This is a genomic window from Klebsiella sp. WP4-W18-ESBL-05 (genome assembly GCF_014169075.1).
Classification (GTDB): domain Bacteria; phylum Pseudomonadota; class Gammaproteobacteria; order Enterobacterales; family Enterobacteriaceae; genus Kluyvera; species Kluyvera ascorbata_B.
The window spans coordinates 4,511,375-4,537,806 of the sequence record NZ_AP022057.1; the positions used below are offsets into that span (position 1 = coordinate 4,511,375).

General features: G+C 56.5%; 23 protein-coding genes and 1 tRNA gene. 14 read left to right on the forward strand and 10 right to left on the reverse strand.

The window, feature by feature from the left end; translation table 11 throughout:
• The first annotated feature begins 8 nt into the window (after positions 1-8).
• On the forward strand, positions 9-3,332 hold the full coding sequence (gene mscM / locus H7R58_RS21595; RefSeq protein WP_182929605.1) for a miniconductance mechanosensitive channel MscM: 3,324 nt from the start codon (positions 9-11) through the stop codon (positions 3,330-3,332).
• Positions 3,333-3,387: 55 nt separating this feature from the next.
• On the opposite strand, the gene yjeM is transcribed toward mscM, so the two are convergent.
• A complete protein-coding gene (gene yjeM / locus H7R58_RS21600; protein ID WP_106927430.1) occupies positions 3,388-4,902 on the reverse strand; it encodes a glutamate/gamma-aminobutyrate family transporter YjeM in 1,515 nt (504 codons plus the stop codon).
• 220 nt (positions 4,903-5,122) lie between these two features.
• Positions 5,123-6,100: an elongation factor P--(R)-beta-lysine ligase gene (epmA, locus tag H7R58_RS21605; protein ID WP_106927428.1), complete on the reverse strand. Its 978-nt coding sequence runs from the start codon at positions 6,098-6,100 to the stop codon at positions 5,123-5,125.
• Between the two features lie 311 nt (positions 6,101-6,411).
• Between epmA and frdA the strand changes: the two genes are divergently transcribed.
• The 4 genes from frdA to frdD are packed head-to-tail and all read left to right on the forward strand — an operon-like array spanning position 6,412 to position 9,702.
• Positions 6,412-8,202 (forward strand): fumarate reductase (quinol) flavoprotein subunit, encoded by a 1,791-nt coding sequence (frdA, locus tag H7R58_RS21610; protein ID WP_106927427.1) that lies wholly within the window; start codon positions 6,412-6,414, stop codon positions 8,200-8,202.
• Positions 8,195-8,929: a fumarate reductase iron-sulfur protein gene (gene frdB / locus H7R58_RS21615; RefSeq protein ID WP_106927425.1), complete on the forward strand. Its 735-nt coding sequence runs from the start codon at positions 8,195-8,197 to the stop codon at positions 8,927-8,929. Before frdA ends, frdB begins: the two co-directional genes overlap by 8 nt.
• A gap of 10 nt (positions 8,930-8,939) precedes the next feature.
• Entirely contained in the window at positions 8,940-9,335 is a 396-nt protein-coding gene (frdC, locus tag H7R58_RS21620; RefSeq protein ID WP_106927423.1) for a fumarate reductase subunit FrdC, read from the forward strand.
• A gap of 10 nt (positions 9,336-9,345) precedes the next feature.
• Entirely contained in the window at positions 9,346-9,702 is a 357-nt protein-coding gene (frdD, locus tag H7R58_RS21625; protein WP_106927421.1) for a fumarate reductase subunit FrdD, read from the forward strand.
• Between the two features lie 129 nt (positions 9,703-9,831).
• Here the strand turns inward: frdD and sugE are convergent, their stop codons facing one another.
• From sugE to efp, 3 genes are all read right to left on the reverse strand, one after another.
• Positions 9,832-10,149, reverse strand: coding sequence for a quaternary ammonium compound efflux SMR transporter SugE (gene sugE / locus H7R58_RS21630; RefSeq protein ID WP_106927419.1), 318 nt, complete (start codon positions 10,147-10,149; stop codon positions 9,832-9,834).
• 138 nt (positions 10,150-10,287) lie between these two features.
• Positions 10,288-10,434: a lipoprotein toxin entericidin B gene (ecnB, locus tag H7R58_RS21635; protein ID WP_106927417.1), complete on the reverse strand. Its 147-nt coding sequence runs from the start codon at positions 10,432-10,434 to the stop codon at positions 10,288-10,290.
• Positions 10,435-10,605: 171 nt separating this feature from the next.
• Positions 10,606-11,172 carry an elongation factor P gene (gene efp / locus H7R58_RS21640; protein WP_003855940.1) on the reverse strand — a complete coding sequence of 189 codons (567 nt, stop codon included), beginning with the start codon at positions 11,170-11,172 and terminating at the stop codon, positions 10,606-10,608.
• Between the two features lie 40 nt (positions 11,173-11,212).
• Between efp and epmB the strand changes: the two genes are divergently transcribed.
• Positions 11,213-12,241 carry an EF-P beta-lysylation protein EpmB gene (gene epmB / locus H7R58_RS21645; RefSeq protein WP_106927415.1) on the forward strand — a complete coding sequence of 343 codons (1,029 nt, stop codon included), beginning with the start codon at positions 11,213-11,215 and terminating at the stop codon, positions 12,239-12,241.
• Positions 12,242-12,320: 79 nt separating this feature from the next.
• Here epmB and H7R58_RS21650 read toward each other — a convergent pair whose 3' ends face one another.
• The 3 genes from H7R58_RS21650 to H7R58_RS21660 all read right to left on the reverse strand — a co-directional run bounded on the left by H7R58_RS21650 (position 12,321) and on the right by H7R58_RS21660 (position 14,781).
• Complete coding sequence (locus H7R58_RS21650) at positions 12,321-12,674, reverse strand: DUF4156 domain-containing protein (protein ID WP_106927413.1); 354 nt, start codon at positions 12,672-12,674, stop codon at positions 12,321-12,323.
• A 133-nt stretch (positions 12,675-12,807) separates the two neighbouring features.
• On the reverse strand, positions 12,808-14,454 hold the full coding sequence (gene groL / locus H7R58_RS21655) for a chaperonin GroEL (protein ID WP_106927411.1): 1,647 nt from the start codon (positions 14,452-14,454) through the stop codon (positions 12,808-12,810).
• A gap of 33 nt (positions 14,455-14,487) precedes the next feature.
• On the reverse strand, positions 14,488-14,781 hold the full coding sequence (locus H7R58_RS21660) for a co-chaperone GroES (protein WP_003855929.1): 294 nt from the start codon (positions 14,779-14,781) through the stop codon (positions 14,488-14,490).
• A gap of 252 nt (positions 14,782-15,033) precedes the next feature.
• Between H7R58_RS21660 and yjeH the strand changes: the two genes are divergently transcribed.
• Positions 15,034-16,269, forward strand: a complete 1,236-nt coding sequence (yjeH, locus tag H7R58_RS21665; protein WP_182929606.1) for an L-methionine/branched-chain amino acid transporter — start codon at positions 15,034-15,036, stop codon at positions 16,267-16,269.
• Positions 16,270-16,424: 155 nt separating this feature from the next.
• Here the strand turns inward: yjeH and H7R58_RS21670 are convergent, their stop codons facing one another.
• Complete coding sequence (locus H7R58_RS21670; RefSeq protein WP_106927407.1) at positions 16,425-16,901, reverse strand: FxsA family protein; 477 nt, start codon at positions 16,899-16,901, stop codon at positions 16,425-16,427.
• A 339-nt stretch (positions 16,902-17,240) separates the two neighbouring features.
• On the opposite strand from H7R58_RS21670, the gene aspA reads away from it, so the two are divergent.
• The 7 genes from aspA (at position 17,241) to H7R58_RS21705 (ending at position 24,435) form a co-directional block, all read left to right on the forward strand.
• Positions 17,241-18,677 carry an aspartate ammonia-lyase gene (aspA, locus tag H7R58_RS21675; RefSeq protein WP_106927403.1) on the forward strand — a complete coding sequence of 479 codons (1,437 nt, stop codon included), beginning with the start codon at positions 17,241-17,243 and terminating at the stop codon, positions 18,675-18,677.
• A 110-nt stretch (positions 18,678-18,787) separates the two neighbouring features.
• Positions 18,788-20,089, forward strand: coding sequence for an anaerobic C4-dicarboxylate transporter (locus H7R58_RS21680; RefSeq protein WP_182929607.1), 1,302 nt, complete (start codon positions 18,788-18,790; stop codon positions 20,087-20,089).
• A gap of 106 nt (positions 20,090-20,195) precedes the next feature.
• Positions 20,196-20,519, forward strand: coding sequence for a divalent cation tolerance protein CutA (gene cutA, locus H7R58_RS21685; RefSeq protein WP_182928424.1), 324 nt, complete (start codon positions 20,196-20,198; stop codon positions 20,517-20,519).
• Positions 20,495-22,186, forward strand: coding sequence for a protein-disulfide reductase DsbD (locus H7R58_RS21690; RefSeq protein WP_182929608.1), 1,692 nt, complete (start codon positions 20,495-20,497; stop codon positions 22,184-22,186). Before cutA ends, H7R58_RS21690 begins: the two co-directional genes overlap by 25 nt.
• 45 nt (positions 22,187-22,231) lie before the next feature.
• A complete protein-coding gene (locus tag H7R58_RS21695; protein WP_106927395.1) occupies positions 22,232-22,807 on the forward strand; it encodes a transcriptional regulator in 576 nt (191 codons plus the stop codon).
• Between the two features lie 128 nt (positions 22,808-22,935).
• Positions 22,936-23,011 (forward strand) — tRNA-Phe (locus tag H7R58_RS21700).
• 164 nt (positions 23,012-23,175) lie between these two features.
• Positions 23,176-24,435 carry a tyrosine-type recombinase/integrase gene (locus H7R58_RS21705; RefSeq protein WP_182929609.1) on the forward strand — a complete coding sequence of 420 codons (1,260 nt, stop codon included), beginning with the start codon at positions 23,176-23,178 and terminating at the stop codon, positions 24,433-24,435.
• Positions 24,436-24,623: 188 nt separating this feature from the next.
• Here H7R58_RS21705 and H7R58_RS21710 read toward each other — a convergent pair whose 3' ends face one another.
• Positions 24,624-25,505 (reverse strand): integrase domain-containing protein, encoded by an 882-nt coding sequence (locus H7R58_RS21710; protein WP_182929610.1) that lies wholly within the window; start codon positions 25,503-25,505, stop codon positions 24,624-24,626.
• Between the last annotated feature and the right edge of the window lie 927 nt (positions 25,506-26,432).

A 26,432-nucleotide genomic window follows, 5' to 3' on the forward strand; every position in this document is an offset into this window, starting at 1 on the left:
GGTCTGACGTGCGCCTGATTATCACTTTACTGATGGCCTGGTGCCTCAGCCAGGGGGCGTACGCAGCGACGGCCCCCAACGCCCGGCAAATTGCCCAGGAATTAGAACAGGCGAAGGCGGCTAAGCCCGCCCAGCCTGAAACCGTCGAGGCGCTGCAAAGCGCCCTCACCGCGCTTGAAGAGCAAAAAGGCTCGCGCGAGCGGGCCGCGCAGTACCAGCAGGTTATCGACAACTTTCCCAAGCTCTCCCAGACGCTTCGCAATCAGCTCAACAACCTGCGCGATGACCCGCGCCAGGTGCCGGAAGGCATCACCACCGACGCGCTGAATCAGGAAATTTTACAGATCAGCAGCCAGCTGCTGGAGAAGAGCCGTCTGGCCCAGCAGGAGCAGGAACGCGCCCGCGATATCGCCGACTCCCTAAACCAGCTGCCGCAACAGCAGACCGACGCACGCCGTCAGTTGAACGATGTGGAGCGCCGTATGGGGACGCAGACCGGCAATACGCCGCTGGCGCAAGCGCAAGCCCTTAGCCTGCAGGCCGACGCCAGCAAGCTTAAAGCGCTGGTCGATGAACTGGAGCTGGCGCAGCTGTCCGCCAACAACCGCCAGGAACTCGCGCGAATGCGCTCCGAGCTCGCACAGAAGCAAAGCGAGCAGCTCGATGCTTATCTGCAGGCGCTACGTAACCAGCTCAACAGCCAGCGCCAGCGTGAAGCCGAGCGCGCGCTGGAAAGCACCGAACTGCTGGCAGAAAACAGCGAAAATCTGCCAGCCGGTATCGTGGAGCAATTCAGAATTAACCGCGAGCTGTCGCAGGCGCTGAACCAGCAGGCCCAGCGAATGGACCTGGTCGCCTCTCAGCAACGCCAGGCCGCTAACCAGACGCTACAGGTGCGTCAGGCGCTGAACACGCTGCGCGAGCAGTCTCAATGGCTGGGCTCATCAAACCTGCTGGGCGAAGCCCTGCGCGCGCAGGTCGCCAGGCTGCCAGAGATGCCTAAACCTCAGCAGCTCGATACGGAAATGGCGCAGCTGCGTGTCCACCGCCTGCGCTACGAGGATCTCCTTAACAAACAGCCGCAGCTGCGGCAAATTCGCCAGGCCGACGGTCAGCCGCTGACCACTGAAGAAAACCGTATTCTCGAAGCCCAGCTGCGGACCCAGCGCGAGCTGCTGAACTCGTTGCTTCAGGGCGGAGATACGCTGATTCTCGAACTGACCAAGCTGAAAGTCTCCAACAGCCAGTTGGAAGACGCGCTGAAAGAGGTCAACGAAGCCACCCACCGCTATCTGTTCTGGACCTCCGACGTCCGCCCGATCGATTTCAACTGGCCGCTTGAAATCGTGCAGGACCTGCGGCGTCTGATTTCACTGGATACCTTCAGCCAGTTAGGCAAAGCCAGCATGATGATGCTCACCAGCCGTCAGACGCTGATCCCACTGTTTGCCGCGCTGCTGCTGGTTGGCTTTAGTATCAGCTCCAGAAAGCACTTCACGCGTTTCCTCGAGCGCTCCAGCGCCCGCGTCGGGAAAGTCACTCAGGACCATTTCTGGCTGACCATGCGCACGGTATTCTGGTCGATTCTGGTCGCCTCGCCGCTGCCGGTGCTGTGGGCTACGCTCGGCTACGGCCTTCAGGAGGCGTGGCCCTATCCGCTCGCCGTAGCGATTGGCGACGGCGTCACCGCCACCGTCCCGCTGCTGTGGGTTGTCATGATCTGCGCCGCCTTTGCCCGCACCAACGGCCTGTTTATCGTGCACTTTGGCTGGCCACAGCACCGCGTCGCGCGCGCTATGCGCTACTACCTGATGAGCATCGGCTTTATCGTGCCGCTGATTATGGCGCTGATCATGTTCGATAATCTCAACGATCGTGAATTCTCCGCATCGCTCGGCAGGCTGTGTTTTATCTTGATCTGCGGCGCGCTGGCGATCGTCACGCTGAGCCTCAAGCGCGCCGGAATTCCACTGTATCTCGACAAAGAAGGCAGCGGCGAAAACCGTATCAACCTGCTGCTGTGGAACCTGATGATCGGCGCCCCGCTGGTCGCCATTTTCGCCGCCGCCGTAGGCTATCTGGCAACCGCTCAGGCTCTGCTGGCGCGACTGGAAACCTCGGTCGCTATCTGGTTCCTGCTGCTGGTCATTTATCACGTCATCCGCCGCTGGATGCTGATTCAGCGCCGTCGTCTGGCCTTTGATCGTGCTAAGCACAAGCGCGCGGAGATGCTGGCGCACCGCGCCCGTGGGGAAGAAGAACCGCATGCAACCAGCCTCGAAGGATCGGCCGAGATGGAGGTGAGCGAAGTCAACCTCGATACCATCAGCGAACAGTCGCTGCGCCTGGTACGCTCGATTCTGATGCTGGTTGCGCTGGTCTCGGTCATTATCCTGTGGTCTGAAATCCACTCGGCGTTTGGCTTCCTGGAAAATATTTCGCTGTGGGACGTTACCTCAACGGTACAAGGCGTAGAGAGCATTGAGCCGATCACTCTGGGCGCCGTGCTGATTGCCATTCTGGTGCTTATCATCACGACTCAGCTGGTGCGCAATCTGCCAGCGCTGCTGGAACTGGCTATTTTGCAACACCTGTCGCTGACGCCGGGCACCGGCTACGCTATTACCACCATCACCAAGTATATTCTGATGATGATTGGCGGCCTGATGGGCTTCTCGCTGCTGGGAATCGAATGGTCGAAACTACAGTGGCTGGTCGCCGCGCTCGGTGTCGGTCTCGGCTTTGGCTTACAGGAGATCTTTGCCAACTTTATCTCCGGCCTGATCATCCTGTTTGAGAAACCGATTCGTATCGGCGACACGGTGACGATTCGTGATTTAACCGGCAGCGTCACGCGTATTAACACCCGCGCCACCACCATCAGTGACTGGGATCGCAAAGAGATTATCGTGCCGAACAAGGCCTTTATCACCGAACAGTTCATCAACTGGTCGCTGTCGGATTCGGTAACTCGCGTGGTGCTAAGCATCCCTGCGCCGTCGGACGCCAACAGTGAGGAGGTAGCACAGATTCTGCTAACCGCCGCGCACCGCTGTTCATTGGTGATTGATACACCTGCGCCAGAAGCGTTCCTTGTGGATTTACAGCAGGGAATTCAGATTTTCGAGCTGCGTATCTACGCCGCCGAGATGGGCCACCGCATGCCGCTGCGCCACGAGCTGCATCAGCTGATTCTGGCAGGCTTCCGCGAGCACGGTATTGATATGCCGTTCCCACCGTTCCAGATGCGTCTGGAGAGCATGAACGGCAAGAAGTCATCGACCACTCTGACCTCCACTGGCCGCGCTAGCCGCAAGCCGGGAAGCTTGTAACAGCGGGTTCAGTCTCCCCCTCTCCCTTTTTAAGGGTGAGGGGGCCATTAGGTGCTTATTCGCTGGTTGGGCATTCCGCCAGGCTCGGCTGGCCGTTCACGCGGCGGCTATAGCGCTCATAGATACTCATCGCCAGCAGCGAGAAGAAGATTGGCCCGCCAATCATCCACAGCGCGCTGCTCCAGTCTCCGGCTTCGATTACCGGCTGAATAACGGTAAACAGGTTCGCAAAGCTCACCACCAGGACCACCACGGTCGTGGCCAGCAGGGTCGACAGCCGGGTTTTGAAAATCACGAACGGGCGTTCGAGATCGGCCCTGGCTTTAAAGAAAGGGAAGGCCAGCGCCAGGAACAGATACGGCAGGGTCATCGAGACATTCGCCATCAGCGTCAGCTTGTTGTAAAACGCCGAGGCAGTATCACCGCCGAACGACACCAGCAGGATGAACAGGCTCACCAGCGCGCACTGCATCCACATCGCCGTTGACGGCATCCCGTTTTCGTTCAGGCGAGTCATGGACGCCGGCCACAGCGCCTTCGGTGTGCCCTGAATAATCGCCTTCAACGGCGAATAGCTCAGCGTAAAGAACGCACCGGTATAGGCGAGAAACATCGACAGGCCGGTAATACGGGCAAACCATACCCCCACGGCAGCCGCCGCTTCCGGCGACAGGTTCAGCGCCTGACCCAGCGTTGAGCCAAGGCTGGTCATCAGCACGTAGGTAATGTTGCCAAGGTTCACCGAGCGGTCGCTGAGAATTTGCTGCCAGTTAGTGCTTACGCCCCACAGGAAAATCGCCAGCGAATAGCCAATCGAAATGACGATCGCGGCGAAGACAATGCCTTTTGCGAAGTTCTTTTCCGGTTTATCGGTTTTATCCACCAGCCCGCCAACGGCTTCAATACCGCCGTACGCGAAAATAGCAAACACCACAAACGACAATACCGCCAGACCGGATTGATAGCCCGGGTGAGGTGACGCGGTAAAATTCAGCGGCTGAGCGAACTGGCCGCCGTTTAATAACAAAATCGCGATACTGACGCACAGTAAAACGAGATTCAGGCACATCACGGCAATACCGCCAACGGCGGTAATACGCGCGATTTTATTAATCCCTTTCGCCGCAATCGTGGTCACCAGCACCATCCATACCACCGCCAACAGCCCGACCACCTGCGTCGACTGCAGGCCGGCCATGCTCCAGCGCTGCGTCATATCCGCACCAAACAGGAAGGTTGAAAACGGCACCCACACTTTTGCTGAGGTGCTGACCATCCAGATAACGTACGAAGAGAACCACATAAACGTGCCGATAAAGGCGTAACGCGGCCCGACGCTGTTATTCATCCAGGAATAAATGCCGCCCTCTTCTTTGCGATAGGCGGAGCCCATTTCAGCCATCATTAAGGCAAATGGAATGAAGAATAATAAGGCGGAAAAAATATACCAGGCGATCGCGCTATAGCCCATCAGATAAAACGCCGACGGACTATTAGCGAAACCAAAAACTGAAGTAAATATCATCAGGATGAGGCCCATCAGGCTCATCTTTTTTATTGATTGGGTCATGTAACCTTCCCTAACTCTGAATCGTTTTTCCCGTCGACAGGACAGCGCGCTGCGAGCTCGTCAGCGACAAGGCAGCGGAAAATCGACGCGTAGAAATGCGGGCCGGATGATAGCAAACAACCAGACAAATATTGTGGCTAGAAGAGTGGTTTGTGGATATAAAATTGGAAAATGGCGCATTTAGCGCCATTTTATTTTGTAAAAAAGTACGAAATCAGACTTATGCCCGATCGACGCTAAACGCCAGGACTTCGGCCAGGGTTTCAACGCCCAGCGCCAGCATGACCAGACGGTCAACGCCCAGCGCCACGCCGGAGCAGTCAGGCAGGCCAGCCGCCAGCGCGTCCAGCAGGTTTTGATCGATCGGCTGCACCGGCAGGCCGCGCGCGGCGCGCTTACGGTTATCCTGCTCAAAACGCTGCTGCTGTTCGCGGGCATCGGTCAGCTCGTGGAAGCCGTTAGCCAGCTCCATTCCCTTGAAGTAAACCTCAAAACGCTCGGCCACACGGTGATCCTCAGCGCTAATCTGTGCCAGCGATGCCTGGCTCGCCGGGAAGTGGTAGACAAACGTCGGACGCTCTTTGCCGATGTGCGGCTCTACGCCGAAAGCAAACAGCAGTTGCAGCAAGGTATCGCGGTCTTCTTCTGTATCAGCCACGTTGCTCAGGTCGAGCTTCGCCGCGGCTTCACGCAGCTGGGTTTTATCCGCCGACAGCGGGTCAATTTCCAGATGACGCTGGAAGGCCTGCTGATAAGAGAGGCTTTCCGCCGGCTGGCACTCGAGCACCTGCTGCAGCAGATCGTCAACTTCGTTGATCAGTCGATACATATCGAAGTGCGGACGATACCACTCCAGCATCGTAAATTCAGGGTTATGGTGACGGCCCATCTCTTCATTGCGGAAGCTACGGCACAGCTGGAAAACGGGGCCGCATCCTGCTGCCAGCAGGCGCTTCATATGATATTCCGGGCTGGTCATCAGATAGAGGTTCATTCCCTGAGAATGCCCCGGACCGACGAAACGCGTTTCAAACGGGACCAGATGTACGTCAGTCACCGTCGCCTGGCTCATACAGGGCGTTTCCACTTCCAGCACGCCGCGGTCAGCAAAGAAACGACGGATCTCCGTCATCAATGCCGCACGCTTCAACAGGTTAGAAATGGATGCGCTCGGCTGCCAGGTTGCCGTCTCGCTCATGGTTTTTTCTCCGATTACAGACAAGGGCACGAAGTCTACCCGCAAGCCGCACACGACACAAATATTGCTCAGTAATTTCTCGTCGAGCAGGAAAGAAGATTTTTTTATGTAATTCGAGAACCTAATTCATCAGCTACAGTGATAAATAAACCGCACTTAACGACAAAAAAATCGAACACATCAAATTTCCTTATTAACCCGACGGGTATACTGCCTTACCCATAAAGGAGCAGTGGAAACGTTTTTGCGCAGGCCACGTGATATCCCCCCACGTAGCGTGTTGTGAAATAACAAAAATCTGGAGGAATGTCGTGCAAACCTTTCAAGCCGATCTAGCCATTATAGGCGCAGGCGGAGCGGGACTACGCGCTGCAATCGCAGCCGCTCAGGCCAACCCGAAAGCCAAAATTGCTTTGATATCAAAAGTCTATCCTATGCGCAGCCACACGGTTGCTGCTGAAGGCGGGTCCGCTGCCGTCGCACAGGATCATGATAGCTTCGACTACCATTTTCACGACACCGTCGCCGGCGGCGACTGGCTTTGCGAACAGGATGTCGTTGATTACTTCGTTCACCACTGCCCGACAGAAATGACCCAGCTTGAACAGTGGGGCTGTCCGTGGAGCCGTCGTCCCGACGGCAGCGTGAACGTCCGCCGCTTCGGCGGGATGAAGATAGAGCGTACCTGGTTCGCCGCCGATAAAACCGGCTTCCACATGCTGCACACCCTGTTCCAGACCTCCTTACAGTTCCCGCAAATTCAGCGCTTTGACGAACACTTCGTCCTTGACATTCTGGTCGATGACGGTCAGGCCCGTGGCCTGGTCGCGATGAACATGATGGAAGGCACGCTGGTGCAGATTCGCGCCAACGCGGTGGTCATGGCGACCGGCGGCGCAGGCCGCGTGTACCGTTACAACACCAACGGCGGCATCGTCACCGGTGACGGTATGGGCATGGCATTAAGCCACGGCGTACCGCTGCGCGACATGGAATTCGTTCAGTATCACCCGACCGGCCTGCCGGGCTCCGGTATCCTGATGACCGAAGGCTGCCGCGGTGAAGGCGGTATTCTGGTCAACAAGAATGGCTACCGCTATCTGCAGGACTACGGTATGGGCCCGGAAACACCGCTGGGCGAGCCGAAGAACAAATATATGGAGCTGGGTCCGCGCGACAAAGTTTCCCAGGCCTTCTGGCACGAATGGCGCAAAGGCAACACCATCCCAACGCCGCGCGGCGATGTGGTCTATCTCGACCTGCGTCACCTTGGCGAGAAAAAGCTGCTGGAGCGTCTGCCATTTATCTGCGAGCTGGCGAAAGCCTACGTGGGTGTCGATCCGGTGAAAGAGCCAATTCCGGTACGTCCAACCGCGCACTACACCATGGGCGGCATCGAAACCGATCAGCAGTGCGAAACCCGCATCAAAGGGCTGTTTGCCGTCGGCGAATGTTCCTCCGTGGGTCTGCACGGCGCCAACCGTCTGGGCTCCAACTCGCTGGCGGAGCTGGTGGTGTTTGGCCGCATGGCCGGTGAACAGGCGATGGCCCGCGCGGCCACGGTCGGTGAAGCCAACGGCAGCGCGCTGGACGCGCAGGTCAGCGACATCGAAAACCGCCTGAAAGCGCTGGTGAACCAGGAAGGTAATGAAAACTGGTCGAAAATACGCGACGAAATGGGTCTGTCGATGGAAGAAGGCTGCGGTATCTACCGTACGCCAGAGCTGATGCAGAAAACCATCGATAAACTGGCCGAGCTGCAGGAACGCTTCAAGCGCGTACGCATCACCGACACTTCCAGCGTGTTCAATACCGACCTGCTCTACACCATCGAGCTGGGCCACGGTCTGAACGTTGCCGAATGTATGGCGCATTCCGCCATGGCGCGTAAAGAGTCCCGCGGCGCGCACCAGCGTCTGGACGAAGGCTGCACCGAGCGTGACGACGTTAACTTCCTCAAGCATACCCTCGCCTTCCGCGACGCCGACGGCACCACTCGCCTCGACTACAGCGATGTGAAGATCACGAGCCTGCCACCGGCAAAACGCGTGTACGGCGCAGAAGCTGAAGCGGCCGAGAAGAAGGAGACGGCGAATGGCTGAGATGAAGAATTTAAAAATTGAGATTGTGCGCTATAACCCGGAAGTGGACAGCGCACCGCACAGCGCCTTCTATGAAGTGCCTTACGATGAGCAGACCTCGCTGCTCGATGCGCTGGGTTACATCAAAGATAACCTCGCGCCGGACCTGAGCTATCGCTGGTCCTGCCGTATGGCTATCTGCGGCTCCTGCGGCATGATGGTCAACAAGGTGCCGAAGCTCGCCTGTAAAACCTTCCTGCGTGAATACACCAAAGGAATCAAGGTCGAGGCGCTGGCGAACTTCCCTATCGAGCGCGATCTGGTGGTCGACATGACCCACTTCATCGAGAGTCTGGAAGCGATTAAGCCGTACATCATCGGCAACCCGCGCACGCCGGATCAGGGGCCAAACACCCAGACCCCGGCGCAGATGGCGAAGTACCACCAGTTCTCCGGCTGCATCAACTGCGGTCTGTGCTATGCCGCCTGCCCGCAGTTTGGCCTGAATCCAGAGTTCATTGGCCCAGCGGCGATTACCCTGGCGCATCGCTACAACGAAGACAGCCGCGACCACGGCAAGAAGGAACGTATGGCGCAGCTGAACGGCCAGAATGGCGTCTGGACCTGTACCTTCGTCGGCTATTGCTCCGAAGTGTGCCCGAAACACGTCGATCCGGCCGCCGCTATTCAGCAGGGTAAAGTAGAAAGCTCGAAAGACTTTCTTATCGCAACCCTGAAACCACGCTAAGGAGTGCATGATGACGACTAAACGCAAACCCTATGTACGGCCAATGCCGTCCACCTGGTGGAAAAAGCTGCCGTTTTATCGCTTCTATATGCTGCGTGAAGGCACCGCGGTGCCAACGGTGTGGTTCAGCATCGTGCTGATTTACGGCCTGTTTGCGCTTAAGCACGGCGCCGAAAGCTGGGCCGGCTACGTCGGTTTTCTGCAAAACCCGATCGTGGTTGTGCTGAACTTGATTACCCTGGCCGCCGCGCTGCTGCATACTAAAACCTGGTTTGAGCTGGCGCCTAAAGCCGCCAATATCATCGTGAAAGGCGAAAAAATGGGGCCGGAGCCAATTATCAAGGGGCTCTGGGTGGTGACCGCGGTGGTCAGCGTGGTGATTCTGTTTATCGCCCTGTTCTGGTAAGGAGACTGGCATGATTAACCCTAATCCAAAACGTTCCGATGAGCCGGTATTCTGGGGCCTGTTCGGCGCGGGCGGTATGTGGAGCGCAATTGTCGCACCGGTCATGGTGCTGCTGGTGGGCATTCTGCTGCCGCTGATGGCCTCTGGCGACGCCTTCACCTATGAACGCGTGTACGCGTTCGCGCATAGCCTGATTGGCCGCGCGTTTCTGTTCCTGATGATTGTTCTGCCGCTGTGGTGCGGTTTACACCGTATTCACCACGCAATGCACGACCTGAAAATCCATGTGCCGAACGGTAAGTGGGTATTCTACGGTCTGGCGGCCATTCTGACGGTCGTTACGCTGGTCGGCGTACTGTTTATTTAACCCATTGGCGCTGTGCGGGGCTTGTAGGCCGGATAAGCGCAGCGCCATCAGGCACGCAGAGCACATTGCCGGATGGCGGCTACGCCTTATCCGGCCTACATGGCCCCTCTCTCCGGGGCCTGTTGATTGTTAATGTGCACTCATCTTCAGGCCAATAATTCCCAGCACAATCAACGCGAGGCTCGCAATGCGCATTGGGCTGGCGGATTCGCCTAACAGCAAAATGCCGGTAATCGCCGCACCCACCGCGCCAATCCCCGTCCACACCGCATAGGCAGTCCCCACCGGCAGGCTTTTCATTGCCCACGATAGCAACGCCATGCTGGCAATCATCGCCACAGCGGTGATAACGCTTGGTACCAGGCGGCTAAAACCATGGGTGTATTTGAGGCCAACGGCCCAGACGACTTCGAGAAGGCCGGCAATAAACAGAATTAGCCAAGGCATAACAGGCTCCATAATCATGGGGCCGTCCCCGGATGCGATACGCTTACGGGTCGTCCCGCAAGGTGTTGAAATGAAACGCCGTCAGTATAGGTGACAAAAAACGACGGTACAACAGAGCGCCATACCGTCGGTCCGGATTTATTGCTGCGCTTTCGTCGCTGCCCCTGAAATTGCGCTACCGCCGTCCGAAATATCCTGCCCAATACCGCGTGTGGTATTACAGGCCGTGAGTACAGAGGAAAGCGCCAGAACTGTAAAAAACGCTGCAATCGCTTTTTTCACCATAATGTCATCCTTTGTGTCAGTTATCGTTATCTTGCTTCATAAGCATAGACAACTTCATACAGGATGCGGGATCTCGGCGATTTTTTTCAGACGAAGACGAAGCGGGTGGGAGCAAATCAGAAGGTAGGCTGGCGCAGCATCGCTGCTGCGCCGAACGGATCAACGCACGAATTATTTCACGCGGGATACGTATTCGCCGGAGCGAGTATCCACTTTGATCACTTCGCCAATCTGAACGAACAGCGGAACTTTAACCACAGCGCCAGTGGACAGGGTTGCCGGCTTGCCGCCAGTACCTGCGGTGTCGCCTTTCAGACCTGGATCGGTTTCCACGATTTCCAGCTCAACGAAGTTCGGCGGGGTCACGGCGATCGGCTGGCCGTTCCACAGGGTGACGATGCACTCAGCCTGATCCAGCAGCCATTTCGCGTTGTCACCGATCGCTTTCGCATCAGCAGACAGCTGTTCGAAGGTTTCGTTGTTCATGAAGTGCCAGAACTCACCGTCGTTGTACAGGTAAGTCAGGTTCATATCCACTACGTCAGCGCCTTCAGCGGAGTCAGTAGACTTGAAGGTTTTCTCTACGCGAGTGCCGGTCAGCAGGCGGCGCAGCTTAACGCGTGCGAATGCCTGACCTTTACCCGGTTTAACGAATTCACTGGCTTCAACCGCGTACGGTTCGCCGTCCATCATGATTTTAAGACCAGCACGAAAATCGTTGCTATAGTAAGTCGCCATAAGGCCCTCTGAAATTGTTAAATGGTAGCTAAGCCACAAAATGGCGCATATTGTAACCCTAAATACCCCATCCAGAGAAGATTGGTTGATGCAACTTGCCGATGTTCTCACCGATCCGGATGAACTATTCCGTCTGTTGAATATAGACGCCGATGAAAATTTGCTCGCTGGCCGTGACGCTAAGCGCCTTTTCGCCCTGCGCGTCCCGCGCGCATTCGTGGCGCGAATGGAGAAAGGCAACCCGAACGATCCTCTTTTACGTCAGGTACTTACCTCGCAGGAAGAGTTTATCGCTGCACCGGGATTCTCCACCGATCCGCTGGAAGAACAGCACAGCGTTGTGCCCGGTTTACTGCACAAGTACCACAACCGCGCGCTGCTGCTGGTGAAAGGCGGCTGTGCGGTAAATTGTCGCTATTGTTTCCGCCGCCACTTCCCGTATGCCGAAAACCAGGGCAATAAGCGTAACTGGCAGGCGGCGCTCGACTACGTAAGCGCACATCCGGAGCTCGATGAAATCATCTTCTCCGGCGGCGACCCGCTGATGGCCAAAGACCACGAACTGGACTGGCTGCTTAGCCAGCTGGAGTCTATCCCGCACATTAAGCGCCTGCGCATCCACAGCCGTTTGCCGATCGTTATCCCAGCGCGCATTACCGATACGCTGGTCGCTCGCTTCGAGCAATCCTCACTGCAAATTCTGCTGGTGAACCACATCAATCACGCCAATGAGATTGACGCAACGTTTTGCCAGGCTATGTCACGCCTGCGCCGCGCTGGCGTCACGCTGCTCAACCAGAGCGTGCTGCTGCGCGGCGTGAACGATAATGCGCAAACGCTGGCGAACCTTAGCAACGCGCTGTTTGATGCCGGCGTCATGCCGTATTACCTGCACGTGCTGGATAAAGTTCAGGGCGCGGCCCACTTCCTCGTCAGCGACGATGAGGCGCGGGAAATTATGCGGGAACTGTTGACGCTGGTATCCGGCTATATGGTGCCGAAGCTGGCGCGTGAAATCGGCGGGGAACCGAGTAAGACGCCGCTGGATCTTCAGTTGCGTCAACGGTAAGCGACCCAGGGCAGGCAGCAGCCTGCCCTGGGCCAGAATCCGTTCGCTGGATAAACAAGACGCTATCCGGCAAAAGCAATCAGTTCGGGCATTTATAAACCTGGCCGTTCATTTCGCTGTCGGTCGGCACAAAGCTCGAGAGCATGCCCTGCGTTGGGCTGCTGACGCCGTAAATGACGTTGCCGCCCATTTCGGCCGCGTGGTTACGCAGCGCATTGGCCGCACCGCGCATGGAGCCGCCTTCGGCGCCCTGCTGGCCGGAAAGCCAGTTGCTCTGCGCGCCGTTAGCCGTCCCCAACAGCTGGCACTCAGCGCCCGGTTTGTCTTCAACAAAGCGAACATTCTGCCCCGATGCGGTCAGCTCGGTCGTAGAGCTACAGCCCGCCAGCAGCAGCGCTGCGCCGACAATCCCTGCTAAATATTTTACCTGCATGTTATTCCCCATAATCAATGAGCTGGACGCATGTCGTCCGTGTGTAAACCTTATACTAAAAAGATGACCAAAAGAAAAACCCCCGAGCATTTCTGCCCGGGGGTTTCTTATTTCTATGGGGTATAGCGCACGATTACATCATGCCGCCCATGCCGCCCATGCCGCCCATACCGCCAGCAGCACCTAAATCAGGCGCGTCGCCTTTCGGCAGGTCGGTCACCATGCACTCGGTGGTGATCATCAGGCCCGCAACGGAAGCCGCGTACTGCAGAGCAGAACGGGTCACTTTGGTTGGGTCCAGGATACCGAAATCAATCATGTTGCCGTATTCTTCGGTCGCCGCGTTGTAACCGTAGTTACCTTCACCGGCTTTCACCGCGTTAGCCACAACAGACGGTTCTTCACCGGCGTTCAGGACGATCTGACGCAGCGGTGCTTCCATTGCGCGCAGCGCAACTTTGATACCGACGTTCTGATCTTCGTTCTGAGCGGTCAGTCCAGACAGTTTCGCTGCAACGCGAACCAGGGCAACACCACCACCGGCAACCACACCTTCTTCTACCGCAGCACGGGTCGCGTGCAGGGCATCGTCAACGCGTGCTTTTTTCTCTTTCATTTCAACTTCGGTAGCAGCACCGACTTTGATAACGGCAACGCCGCCAGCCAGTTTCGCTACGCGTTCCTGCAGTTTTTCGCGGTCGTAGTCAGAAGTGGCTTCTTCAATCTGTTTGCGGATCTGAGCAACACGGCCCTGAATTGCCGCTTCTTCACCCACGCCATCGATGATGGTGGTGGTGTCTTTGTTGATCACAACGCGTTTAGCCTGGCCCAGGTCTTCCAGGGTCGCTTTTTCCAGCTCCATACCGATCTCTTCAGAGATAACGGTACCGCCGGTCAGGGTAGCGATATCCTGCAGCATCGCTTTACGACGGTCGCCGAAGCCAGGAGCTTTAACAGCAGCGACTTTCACGATACCGCGCATGGTGTTGACCACCAGAGTAGCCAGCGCTTCGCCTTCAACGTCTTCAGCGATAATAACCAGCGGTTTGCCTGCTTTCGCAACGGCTTCCAGAACCGGCAGCATTTCGCGGATGTTAGATACTTTTTTGTCAGCCAGCAGGATGAACGGGCTTTCCAGCTCAACAGCACCGGTTTCCGGCTTGTTGATGAAGTACGGGGACAGGTAGCCACGGTCGAACTGCATACCTTCAACCACGTCCAGTTCGTCTTCCAGACCGGTACCGTCTTCAACGGTGATCACGCCTTCTTTACCGACTTTGTCCATCGCTTCAGCGATCAGTTTACCTACGGTTTCGTCGGAGTTAGCGGAAATGGTACCAACCTGAGCAATCGCTTTAGAGTCGGAGCACGGTACGGACAGCGCTTTCAGTTCTTCAACGGCAGCAGCGACAGCTTTGTCGATACCACGTTTCAGATCCATCGGGTTCATGCCCGCAGCAACGGCTTTCAGACCTTCAGTGATGATGGACTGAGCCAGTACGGTTGCGGTGGTGGTACCGTCGCCTGCAGCGTCGTTCGCTTTAGAGGCAACTTCTTTCACCATCTGTGCGCCCATGTTTTCGAACTTGTCTTCCAGCTCGATTTCACGCGCTACGGATACGCCGTCTTTCGTGATGGTCGGCGCGCCGAAGGATTTGTCCAGAACAACGTTACGGCCTTTCGGGCCCAGGGTCACTTTAACTGCATCTGCCAGTACGTTAACGCCGCGCAGCATTTTTACACGTGCGTCGTTACCAAATTTTACGTCTTTAGCTGCCATTTCTTCTATTCCTCAAATTCGTTCGCGCGTTTCTTACGCTTCAACAATTGCCAGGATGTCGCTTTCAGACATGATCAACACTTCTTCATTGTCGATCTTCTCAGATTTAACGCCGTAGCCATCGTTGAAAATCACGATGTCACCAACTTTAACGTCCAGCGGCTGCACGGTCCCGTTTTCCAGGATGCGGCCCTTACCGACAGCGATGATTTCGCCACGAGTTGATTTTGCTGCCGCAGAACCGGTCAGGACGATGCCGCCAGCAGATTTAGTTTCAACTTCTTTGCGTTTGACGATCACACGATCATGTAACGGACGAATACTCATTGATAGCTCTCCTTCGAGAAAGTCATTATCAGTTATGGGTGACGCCGGGCCACGTAGGGTTTTCCGGCTAGTGCCAGAGAGATGGGGATGGTTATTTTGGCCTTCAAGGGGGCACCCTAAAAAAAATTTTTCGCACGCCGTTAATCGCGATAAATCGCTGAAATAGCGGCTGAGAACAGCACAATGACGCGGGGCCATGCGCCGTGCTGGTATGGTAACATTCGCCTCTTTGCAAGGGTATGGAAGCATGTCATGTCAGGTCTGAAACAGGAGCTGGGGCTGGCTCAGGGCGTTGGGTTATTGTCGACATCGCTGCTGGGCACCGGCGTATTTGCCGTTCCGGCGCTGGGTGCGATTGTTGCCGGAGATAACAGTCTGTGGGCCTGGCCAACGCTGATCGTGCTGGTTTTCCCGGTCGCGATTGTCTTCGCGCTGTTGGGAAGACACTACCCCAGCGCGGGCGGCGTGGCACACTTTGTAGAGCAGGCCTTTGGCCCAAGACTGGCGCGCGTCACCGGTTGGCTCTTTCTCTCCGTCATTCCGGTGGGCCTGCCCGCTGCGTTACATATTGCCTCTGGTTTTACCCAGGCGCTGTTCGGCTGGCACGGCTGGCAGCTGCTCATGGCCGAGATGGCGACCCTCGCCGTCATCTGGTGGCTGGGCCTGCGCGGCGCCAGCTCGAGCGCTAACTTACAAACCCTGGTCGCGGTGCTGATCGTCGCCCTGCTGGCCGCCGTTTGGGTGTACGGCGATATCGCCGTGAAGGAAATTCCCTTCCCGGCGCTGGCAGATATCGAAATGTCGCCACTTTTCGCGGCGCTTTCCGTCATGTTCTGGTGTTTTGTCGGCCTGGAGGCGTTCGCCCACATGGCGTCTGAGTTTCGCCACCCGGAACGCGATTTTCCCCGCGCGCTGATGATTGGGCTGCTATTGGCGGGCATGGTTTACTGGGCCTGTACGGTGCTGGTGCTGCATTTTCACGCTTACGGTGCCGCCAACACCGCCGCCGCGTCGCTGCCAACCATCGTAGTACAGCTGTTCGGCGTGAAGGCGCTGTGGGTTGCCAGCGTGGTCGGCTTCCTCGCCTGTTTTGCCAGCACCAACATCTACATTCAAAGCTTTGCCCGGCTGGTGTGGTCGCAGGCGCAGCATAAACCCGATAGCTTCCTGGCGCGGCTTTCGCCGGGGCTGGTGCCGCGCAACGCGCTCAGCGTGGTCATCGGCAGCTGCATGGTCAGCACGCTGGCCAGCTACTGGCTGAACATCAATCTGGATGCGCTCATCATCTATGCCAACGGCATTTTTATCATGATTTATCTGCTGTGCATGCTGGCGGGTTGCCGGCTGCTGGCAGGCCGCTACCGGGCGCTCTCGATGATTGGTGTGGCGCTATGCCTGCTGCTGTTGGCGATGGTGGGATGGAAAAGTCTGTACGCGGTAGTCATGCTGGCCGCACTGTGGATGCTGCTGCCAAAAAGGCGTGGGTAGGCGCATTCATTACCCGATGACGCTACGCTTATCGGGCCTACGTGGGTATACATCCCTTGTCGGCCGGATAACTCGCTTGCGACGCCATCCGGCGGTTTGTCAGTAATCTGAAGCCGGAGGCTTAACGCGCTCCGGCTTTTTATTATCGCCATAACTTACGGGCGATTATCGTCTTTATGATCCAGTTGGTCAGGGCGTTCGTCCTTACGCTGATACTCACCGTCGAAGGTCTGGCCGCTGGTTGTCCCGCCGCCAAAACCGCCCCCCGGCATGCGCCCAAAGTGCAGGTGCGGCATCAGCTTCACGGTCAGATGCTTCTGCACCGGCGGCAGCAACAGCACCAGACCCAGGAAATCGGTAAAGAACCCCGGCAACAGCAGCAGCAGGCCGGCGAGGATCAGCGATACGCTTTTAATCATCTCAGCCGCCGGGCTTTCACCCGCCTGCATTTTTTCCTGCATTAGCATCAGGTTTTTGAAGCCCTGGTTACGCACCAGCGACATGCCGATCACGGAAGTAAAAATAACCAGAATCAACGTCATCAGGACGCCAAACACATGGGCGACCTGGATAAAAATGGATATCTCAATGTAAACATAGAGAAATATGGCAATTAACGGTATCCAGCGCACTGGCATCTCCTGTGAGGTAAATAACGCGTATCACGCGCCTGCAGCGATTCATGTTTCTCTGCACTACAGTGAAGTGGTGATTAATCGCCGTTTTTCAATCAGCGGTTATTGAGATTTTTGTCAACAATCGTCAAGCGGTGATTCATTTCACAAATTAATAATTCTTATCCATTGCTTCTGATAATAAGTGATCCAGATTACTGCAATCCGCTATTATCAGCATATGATCATGGACACCGGGCCGATTAAGGAAATAATCTGCGGTCAGAAAAACGCATGACCATAAAAATCCTGCGTATTTGGGTGAAATCATTGGCAGCTCGCAAAAAGAAGGTTCACATGCTAAACAACATTCGTATCGAAGAAGATCTGTTGGGTACCAGGGAAGTTCCTGCTGACGCTTACTACGGCGTTCATACTCTGAGAGCGATTGAAAACTTTTACATTAGTAACAGTAAAATCAGCGACATCCCAGAGTTCGTACGTGGGATGGTGATGGTGAAGAAAGCAGCGGCCCTGGCGAACAAAGAATTACAAACCATTCCTAAAGGCGTAGCCAACGCCATCATTGCAGCCTGCGATGAAGTTCTGAATAACGGCAAGTGCATGGATCAGTTCCCGGTAGACGTCTACCAGGGCGGTGCGGGTACCTCCGTAAACATGAACACCAACGAAGTGCTGGCAAACATCGGTCTGGAGCTGATGGGCCACCAGAAAGGTGAATACCAGTACCTGAACCCGAACGACCACGTTAATAAATGCCAGTCCACCAACGATGCTTACCCAACCGGTTTCCGCATCGCGGTTTACACCTCTATCGTTAAGCTGGTTGATGCTATCCACCAGCTAGGCGAAGGCTTCCAGCGTAAAGCGGCTGAATTCCAGGACGTGCTGAAAATGGGTCGCACCCAGCTGCAGGACGCAGTGCCAATGACCCTGGGCCAGGAATTCCATGCCTTTAACGTGCTGCTCAATGAAGAAACCAAAAACCTGCTGCGTACTGCGGAACTGTTGCTGGAAGTGAACCTCGGCGCAACCGCAATCGGTACTCGCCTGAACACCCCGGATGGCTACCAGCAGCTGGCGGTGCAGAAACTGGCGGAAGTCAGCAATCTGGCCGTCGTCCCGGCGGAAGACCTGATTGAAGCCACCTCTGACTGTGGCGCGTACGTAATGGTTCACAGCTCGCTGAAACGCCTGGCGGTGAAAATGTCGAAGATCTGTAACGACCTTCGCCTGCTCTCCTCCGGCCCGCGCGCTGGCCTGAATGAAATCAACCTGCCGGAACTGCAGGCAGGGTCCTCCATCATGCCGGCAAAAGTTAACCCGGTCGTACCGGAAGTGGTTAACCAGGTGTGCTTCAAGGTCATCGGCAACGATACCACCGTCACCATGGCCTCCGAAGCCGGTCAGCTGCAGCTGAACGTGATGGAACCGGTCATTGGTCAGGCGCTGTTTGAGTCTATCCATATCCTGACCAACGCCTGCTACAACCTGCTGGAAAAATGCATCGACGGGATCACCGCGAACAAAGAAGTCTGCGAAAGCTACGTCTATAACTCGATTGGTATCGTCACCTACCTTAACCCGTTCATCGGCCACCACAACGGCGATATCGTCGGTAAAATTTGTGCCGAAACCGGTAAGAGCGTGCGTGAAGTAGTGCTGGAACGTGGCCTGTTGACCGAGGCAGAACTGGACGATATTTTCTCGCCGCAGAACCTGATGCACCCGGCCTATAAAGCAAAACGTTATACCGATGAAAGCGAACAGTAATCTTTCTGACTAATAAACTGAGGCATGTCATGATGACATGCCTTTTTTGTTTCTATAATTCACGAAAACACAACAATTACATATCAACTTGTTAAACAAGGAAGGCTAATATGTTTGGAGCAGAACTGGTCATTGTGCTTCTTGCCATCTATTTAGGGGCAAGACTTGGGGGGATAGGCATCGGCTTTGCCGGCGGCTTCGGCGTGCTGGTGCTGACGCTTATTTTTCAAATTAAACCGGGCGCGATACCCTTTGACGTTATCGAGATCATCATGGCGGTTATCGCCGCAATTGCCGCGATGCAAATTGCCGGTGGTATGGACTATCTCGTCAGCCTCGCCGAGCGCCTTCTGCGTCGGCACCCAAAATACATTACGTTCCTCGCGCCGCTGGTCACCTGGTTTATGACTATCCTTGCCGGTACCGGGCATACCGCATTCTCTACGCTGCCGGTGATCACCGAAGTAGCAAAAGAACAGGGCATCCGTCCTTCCCGCCCGCTGTCTATCGCCGTGGTCGCCTCGCAGATTGCGATTACCGCCTCGCCGATTTCCGCTGCGGTTGTGTTCTTCGCCGGCATCCTTGAGCCAATGGGCGTGAGCTACCTGACCCTGCTGGCCATCTGTATTCCGGTCACCCTGATTGCCGTAATGCTCACCGCGATCGTCTGTAACTTCCTGGGCTGCGAACTGAAAGACGACCCGGTGTACCAGGAACGTCTGGCAAAAGGCGAAGTGCGCCTGCGTGGCAGCAAGGTGTTTGAGCTGAAGCCGCACGCTAAACGTTCGGTGCTGCTGTTCCTGATCGGTATTGTGGCGGTGATGTTCTACGCAACGGCCATCAGCGATACCGTCGGTCTGATTCAGAACCCGGTGCTGCCGCGTAACGAAGCCATTGTGGTGTTTATGCTGACTATCGCCACGCTGATTTGCGTCACCTGTAAAGTGGACACCGGTGAAATCCTCAACGCCAGCACGTTTAAATCCGGCATGAGCGCCTGCGTGTGCGTGCTGGGCGTCGCGTGGCTGGGCGATACCTTCGTGAAGGCGCACATCGCTGATATTCAGGGTATTGCGGGCGACCTGCTGCAAAACTACCCGTGGCTGCTGGCGGTGGTGCTGTTCTTTGCGGCCACTCTGCTGTATTCCCAGGCGGCGACCACCAAGGCCCTGATGCCTGCGGCGCTGATGCTGGGCGTTACGCCGCTGACCGCGATTGCGTCCTTTGCGGCAGTGTCTGCGCTGTTCGTTCTGCCAACCTATCCAACGCTGCTGGCAGCGGTAGAAATGGACGACACCGGCTCGACCCGTATCGGTAAATACGTTTTCAACCACGCGTTCCTGATCCCGGGCGTGATTGCCATCGCCCTGTGCGTGATTCTTGGGTTTATCTTCGGTGGGTTAATCCTCTAACCGCCTGTAAATATCCTTAAAGCCGGGCCGCTCTGCGGCCCGATTCACTCAACCCGCTCCTACCTCCGTGCTATAGTGCCTCTTTTCATCGATAACGAGGTTTACAATGAGCACTCCCGACGCTGTAGTGGTTCTCTGTACTGCTCCGGATGAAGCGACCGCCCAGGATCTGGCGGCCAAAGTGCTGGCGGAAAAATTAGCCGCCTGCGTGACCCTGCTACCCGGCGCGACATCGCTATACTATTGGGAGGGGAAGCTCGAACAAGAGTATGAAGTTCAAATGCTGCTCAAAACCGACCTTACCCACCAGCAGGCGTTGCTGGACTGCCTCAAGGCGCACCACCCGTACCAAACGCCAGAACTGTTAGTATTACCCGTTACTCACGCAGATGTTGATTATCTCTCATGGCTCAACGCATCCTTACGCTGATTCTGCTGCTGTGCAGCACCTCAGCCTTCGCCGCCGGGCTGTTTGACGGCCCCGGCAAGACAAATTTCGTTCCCGCTGATCGGGCGTTTGCCTTCGATTTTCAGCAGAAACAGCATGACGTGAATCTCCGCTGGCAGGTAAAAGAGGGCTACTACCTCTACCGCCAGCAGATCAAGATTAACCCGGCCAACGCCAGCATCGCCCCGCTCGCGTTGCCCAAAGGTCAGCCGCATAACGACGAGTTCTATGGCAACAGCGAAATCTACCGCCAAAGCCTGACCATACCCGTCACGCTGACCGAGGCCAGCCACGGCGCCACCTTGACGGTCACCTACCAGGGCTGCGCCGACGCGGGCTTCTGCTACCCACCGGAAACCCGAACCGTACCGCTGAACGCGGTCTCTGCCCTCCCATCCTCCGGGGAGGCCGCCGGGGTAAGGGGCGATGCTAGCGCCGCCCTCCCCTTCAGTGCGCTTTGGGCCTTACTTATCGGTATTGGTATCGCCTTCACTCCGTGCGTACTGCCGATGTACCCGCTGATCTCCGGCATCGTCCTCGGCGGCAAACAGCGTCTTGCCACCGGCCGCGCGCTGCTGCTGGCATTCATCTACGTGCAGGGCATGGCGCTCACCTATACCGCGCTGGGCCTGGTCGTTGCCGCTGCCGGGATGCAGTTCCAGGCCGCGCTGCAGCATCCTTACGTACTGATCGGCCTGTCGGCGGTCTTTATTCTGCTGGCGCTGTCGATGTTTGGTGCCTTTTCGCTCCAGCTACCGTCATCGCTGCAAACCCGTCTGACCCTGATGAGCAACCGCCAGCAGGGCGGCTCTGTGGGCGGCGTGTTTGCGATGGGCGCGATTGCAGGGCTGATTTGTTCGCCGTGTACCACCGCACCGCTGAGCGCTATTCTGCTGTATATCGCCCAAAGCGGTAACCTGTGGCTCGGCGGCGGCACGCTGTACCTCTACGCGCTGGGCATGGGCCTGCCGCTGATCCTGGTAACGGTGTTCGGCAACCGCCTGCTGCCAAAAAGCGGGCCGTGGATGGCGCACGTCAAAACTGCCTTTGGCTTTGTGATCCTTGCGCTGCCGGTGTTCCTGCTGGAGCGTATTATTGGCGATATCTGGGGGCTGCGGCTGTGGTCAATGCTCGGCGTGGCCTTCTTCAGCTGGGCGTTTATTAGCAGCCTCGGCTTGAAAAAACCCTGGCAGCGCATCGGGCAAATTATCCTGCTGGCCGCCGCGCTGATTAGCGTGCGCCCGCTTCAGGATTGGGCCTTTGGCACCACCGTGGCGCAGAACCCATCGCACCTCGCCTTTACCCGCATCAGCAGCGTCGAAACGCTGGAAAGCGCGCTGGCTAACGCCCGCGGTAAACCGGTGATGCTCGACCTGTACGCCGACTGGTGCGTGGCCTGCAAAGAGTTTGAGAAGTACACCTTTAGCGACCCGCAGGTACAGCAGGCGCTGCAAAACACCGTCCTGCTGCAAGCAGATGTTACCGCCAACAGCGCCCGGGACGTGGCGCTGCTGAAACATTTGCAGGTACTCGGTCTGCCGACAATCCTTTTCTTTGATGAAAACGGCAACGAGCTGCCCGCTTTACGGGTGACCGGCTTTATGGACGCCACCGCGTTCCGCGCACATTTGCGCGATCGCCAACCGTAGACAACACTTTTAGACGAATAGCCGTCGGGAACGGAGGAGAATACCGTGCAACGCGAAGACGTATTGGGAGAAGCTCTGCAGCTCCTTGAACAAAAAGGGATGGCCAGCACAACGCTGGAGATGGTTGCTGAGCGTGTGGACCGCCCGCTGGAAGAGCTGCGCCGCTACTGGCCTGACAGCGAAGCGTTGCAGTATGACGCCCTGCGCTATCTGAGTCAGCAGGTGGAAACCTGGCGTCGCCAGCTGATGCTAAACGATGCGCTGACGGCAGAAGAGAAGCTGCTCGCCCGCTACAGCGCGCTAACCGACTGCGTCACCAAAAACCGCTATCCCGGCTGTCTGTTTATCGCCGCCTGTACCTTCTATCCGGACGCCGAGCACCCGATTCATCAGCTCGCTAACCAGCAGAAGCAGGCCGCATTCCAGTTCAGCCATACGCTGCTGACCCAGTTGGAAGTCGACGACCCATCGATGGTGGCGAAACAGATGGAGCTGGTACTGGAGGGCTGCCTGAGCCGCATGTTAGTCAACCGTAGCCAGGTCGATGTTGATACCGCCCACCGGCTGGCGGAAGATATTTTGCGCTTCGCGCAGTGCCGCCAGGGCGGCGCGCTCACCTGAGCCCACCGGGCATGGCTACGCGTTTCCACGACAGAAACCGCAAAATTGCCGTAATAGTAAGCAGTTGAACCATTTTCGCCGAAATTTGGTTGACGGCCGTGACTGATTGCGGTTTAATGCGCCCCGTTGCCCGGATAGCTCAGTCGGTAGAGCAGGGGATTGAAAATCCCCGTGTCCTTGGTTCGATTCCGAGTCCGGGCACCACTATTTAGTTTCATGGCGTTCCTATACGTCCTGAAACGTTAAAAAATCAGTAAGTTACAAAGAGTCTGGAGTATCAATAGATACTGCCAGATTTTTTGACATCCAGAGTTTTTGGGGGCTTAATTGGGGGCCTGTTGGTTCGATAAACTCTGGAGCCCCCCGCTATGCCACTCACCGATACCGCCATCCGTAACGCAAAGCCGCTCGATAAACCTTACAAACTCAGCGACGCGCAGGGTTTATACCTGCTGATCAAACCCAACGGCTCCAAACTCTGGCAACTCAAGTACCGCTTTGGCGGCAAGGAGAAGAAGCTGGCGTTTGGCGCTTACCCGACCGTGACGCTGGCAAATGCGCGCAAACTTCGTGAAGAGGCTCGCGCCGTACTCAGCGCAGGCGACGATCCGGGGGTGAAGAAGCAGCAGGAAAAACAGGCGAAGAAAAGCGGTAATACCTTTGAAGAGATCGCCCGTAAGTGGCTGGCGGGAAATATCCGCTGGAATGAAGCCCACGCGGCCAAAGTCCTGCGTTCGCTGGAACTGCACGTTTTCCCCCTAATCGGTAAATTCCCTGTCGCCGATTTGAAAACTGCCGATCTGCTGATCCCGCTGCGGGTGGCTGAGAGAAAAGGCAATCTGGAAACCGCCGCGCGGATACAGCAGCGCACCACGGCGATTATGCGCTACGCGGTGCAGGAGAGTCTGATCGCCAGCAACCCGGCCAACGATCTGACCGGGGCTATCGCGCCGCCGCCGAAAAACCACTACCCCGCCCTGCCACTGGAGAAGATCCCGGAGTTACTGGAGAAGCTGGAAAGCTATTCCGGCAGGCTGTTAACCCGGCTGGCGGTACAGCTTAACCTGCTGATCTTTATCCGTTCCAGCGAACTGCGCTTTGCCCGCTGGACGGAGATCGATCTGGATGGCGCAATGTGGATCATCCCCGCCGAACGTGAGCCGATCCCGGATGTGCGTTATTCAGAGCGTGGCGCAAAGATGAAAATGCAGCATCTGGTGCCGCTGTCAAAACAGGCGGTCGCGGTGCTAAAACAGCTAAAATTGCTGTCCGGCAGCAGTGAATTGCTGTTTCCCGGCGATCACGATCCACGTAAGCCAATGAGTGAAAACACCATCAACAAGGCGCTGCGGGTGATGGGCTACGATACGAAGGTGGACGTCTGCGGTCATGGCTTCCGCACGATGGCCTGTAGCGCGTTGATTGAGTCCGGGCGCTGGTCGAAAGACGCCGTGGAGCGGCAGATGAGCCATCAGGAGCGTAACAACGTTCGCGCCGCCTATATCCACAAAGCTGAGCATCTCGACGAGCGCACGCAGATGATGCAGTGGTGGTCGGACTGGCTCGACGCCAGTCGGCAGAAGTTTGTTGCGCCGTATCGTTATAACAGGCAGGTTCAGGTAGCCTAAGCCATTCAGCGAGCCACGCCGGAAAGCAGATCTCACGGATCTGCTTTTTTATTTGTACCAGTGCCGAAACCCGGTTAACTGCGCCAGTTCCGGCCTTTTAAGCCCTTTGGCCTTTTCCGGTCTGGCGCTGTTACCCTTAGCGTCCCCTTATCCCTTCGGCCTTTTCATGATTGCACCAGAACAGGAAATTACTCCTCATCACGCCGCCCGTAGACCTGCACCACATATCGCCCGCGTCCGTCGCCGTGGCCCAAATCCATTGAGGTCAGCGCCAGCGCTTCTTTGTCGCTGAATCCCTGCGTCAGATAGTGACGGATGGCATCCTGCGCCCACGCATAGCGCAGTGAGTGCGGGGTATAATTCCCCGTCAGTCCGGCTTCAGCGAGCGCTCCCCGCCAGTAATTCATGGCCTTCTGGAGGTTGGGCTGATCAATCAGTCTGCCGTTACGCAACTCTGCGACAGATAAGGCGTTATCCAGCGCTTTTTTCACTGCGCCAGTATCCTGAATAATAGTTTCACGCGGACGATGCCCCTTGGTGCCAAACACTACCGTCAGCCGGGTTTCGCCGCGCTCCAGCGCCTGTTTCCACGTTTTTAATGACTGACAGCACTGAACCGCTTCCTGCGAGCGCAACCCCATCAGCCTTGCCAGTTCCAGCGTTACCGCCAGCCCTGCGTCTTTATCGCGGGCGGCTTCCAGCACCTGCTGATAATACTCCGGCGTGATGGCCCGGTTGGTGCCGTTACGCGATGCGCCAGCCAGCCCCAATGATTTATTGGTCAGCCGCTCATGCTCTGCCACCTGCTTACATCCGGCCTGTTGCAGTACGCCGCGCAGCGCGGCCATTTCATTTTGCAGCGTCCGTTTACCGATTTCCTGCGCCAGACGTGCCTGAACGTAGCATTCGATATGGCGAACCTTGATCTGCTCCACCCGCTGGATCTGGATATTCAGCGAGCGTAAATGGTGGCTGAACCGCTGCACAATATGAATGCGGTCATCCACCGTTTTAAAACTGCCACCGACCTTTTTCGCCAGCGCCTTCATTTCACCGCCTAATTTACCCATAGCTACCCCTTGCCGCTGTTAAAAAGCACAATCTGGCCCCGGCGTATGCTTTATGGCTGCGCCAGAACGATACCTTCACGCCGGGGTGGCAGGTTGTTGAGGTGTAGGGAGTTTCAGACTGTACGCGGTACAGGCTGCTTGCCGTAGCAGGAAATTCTCCGGGGCATCATGCCCCCCTCGGTATCGATCTTCTTCTCCTTTTTATGGCTGACAGCGGCCTGAAAACGGCGTGTCAGTGTGGGGGATTGAGGGCGCAGGCCAGATTTTCCGTGGCTCGCGTCGGTGTGGTGGAACGGCGTCACTTGCGCCCGTAATACGGGACTCAAGTGACGCCCGGTCAGGTTTGGTGCTCTGAAAGAGGCAGTTCTGGTGCAGGTTTACGGTCACGCGGCAGCAAAGCCTTGCGGCAATGCAGGCCGCAGCCCGTAACGCAAAGGGCGCCGATGTAGCAGCAGGTGCAGGATTTACCGGAAAGTTTCCGGCACGGTGAAACATCGACCAGTGGACTGGTGCAGGTAAAAGGCGCTGAAATTCAGCAGGTGTAAGTGAGCCGTGAAATCGGGTGATTTCCGGTTGTGTGGAATGACAGCCGATGAACTGGCGCAGTAAAAGGATGTAGCGTGTATAACTTCGGGCCTCCGCCGCGATGTTTTGCGACCCGGTGTTTGCAGAGGTCTGCACCGGTAAAGGGATCAACCGTCCTGATAACAGGTGCTTCTTTCAGGTTTTGAAGCAAAGGGAGCTGTCGACGACAGCATATTGCAGGAGGGAGATTACACCCGGTTTATGAGGATGAAAAGGGGAAATCTTTTTTCTGGAAATTGAGTTGTTTGTGGATTTTTTCGTCATTCTGTGAATGGCAGTCTGCCGCGCTTCGCTTGCCTTCTCCCGATCTTCAGCCAGCAGAGCTGACAGAAGATCGGGAGA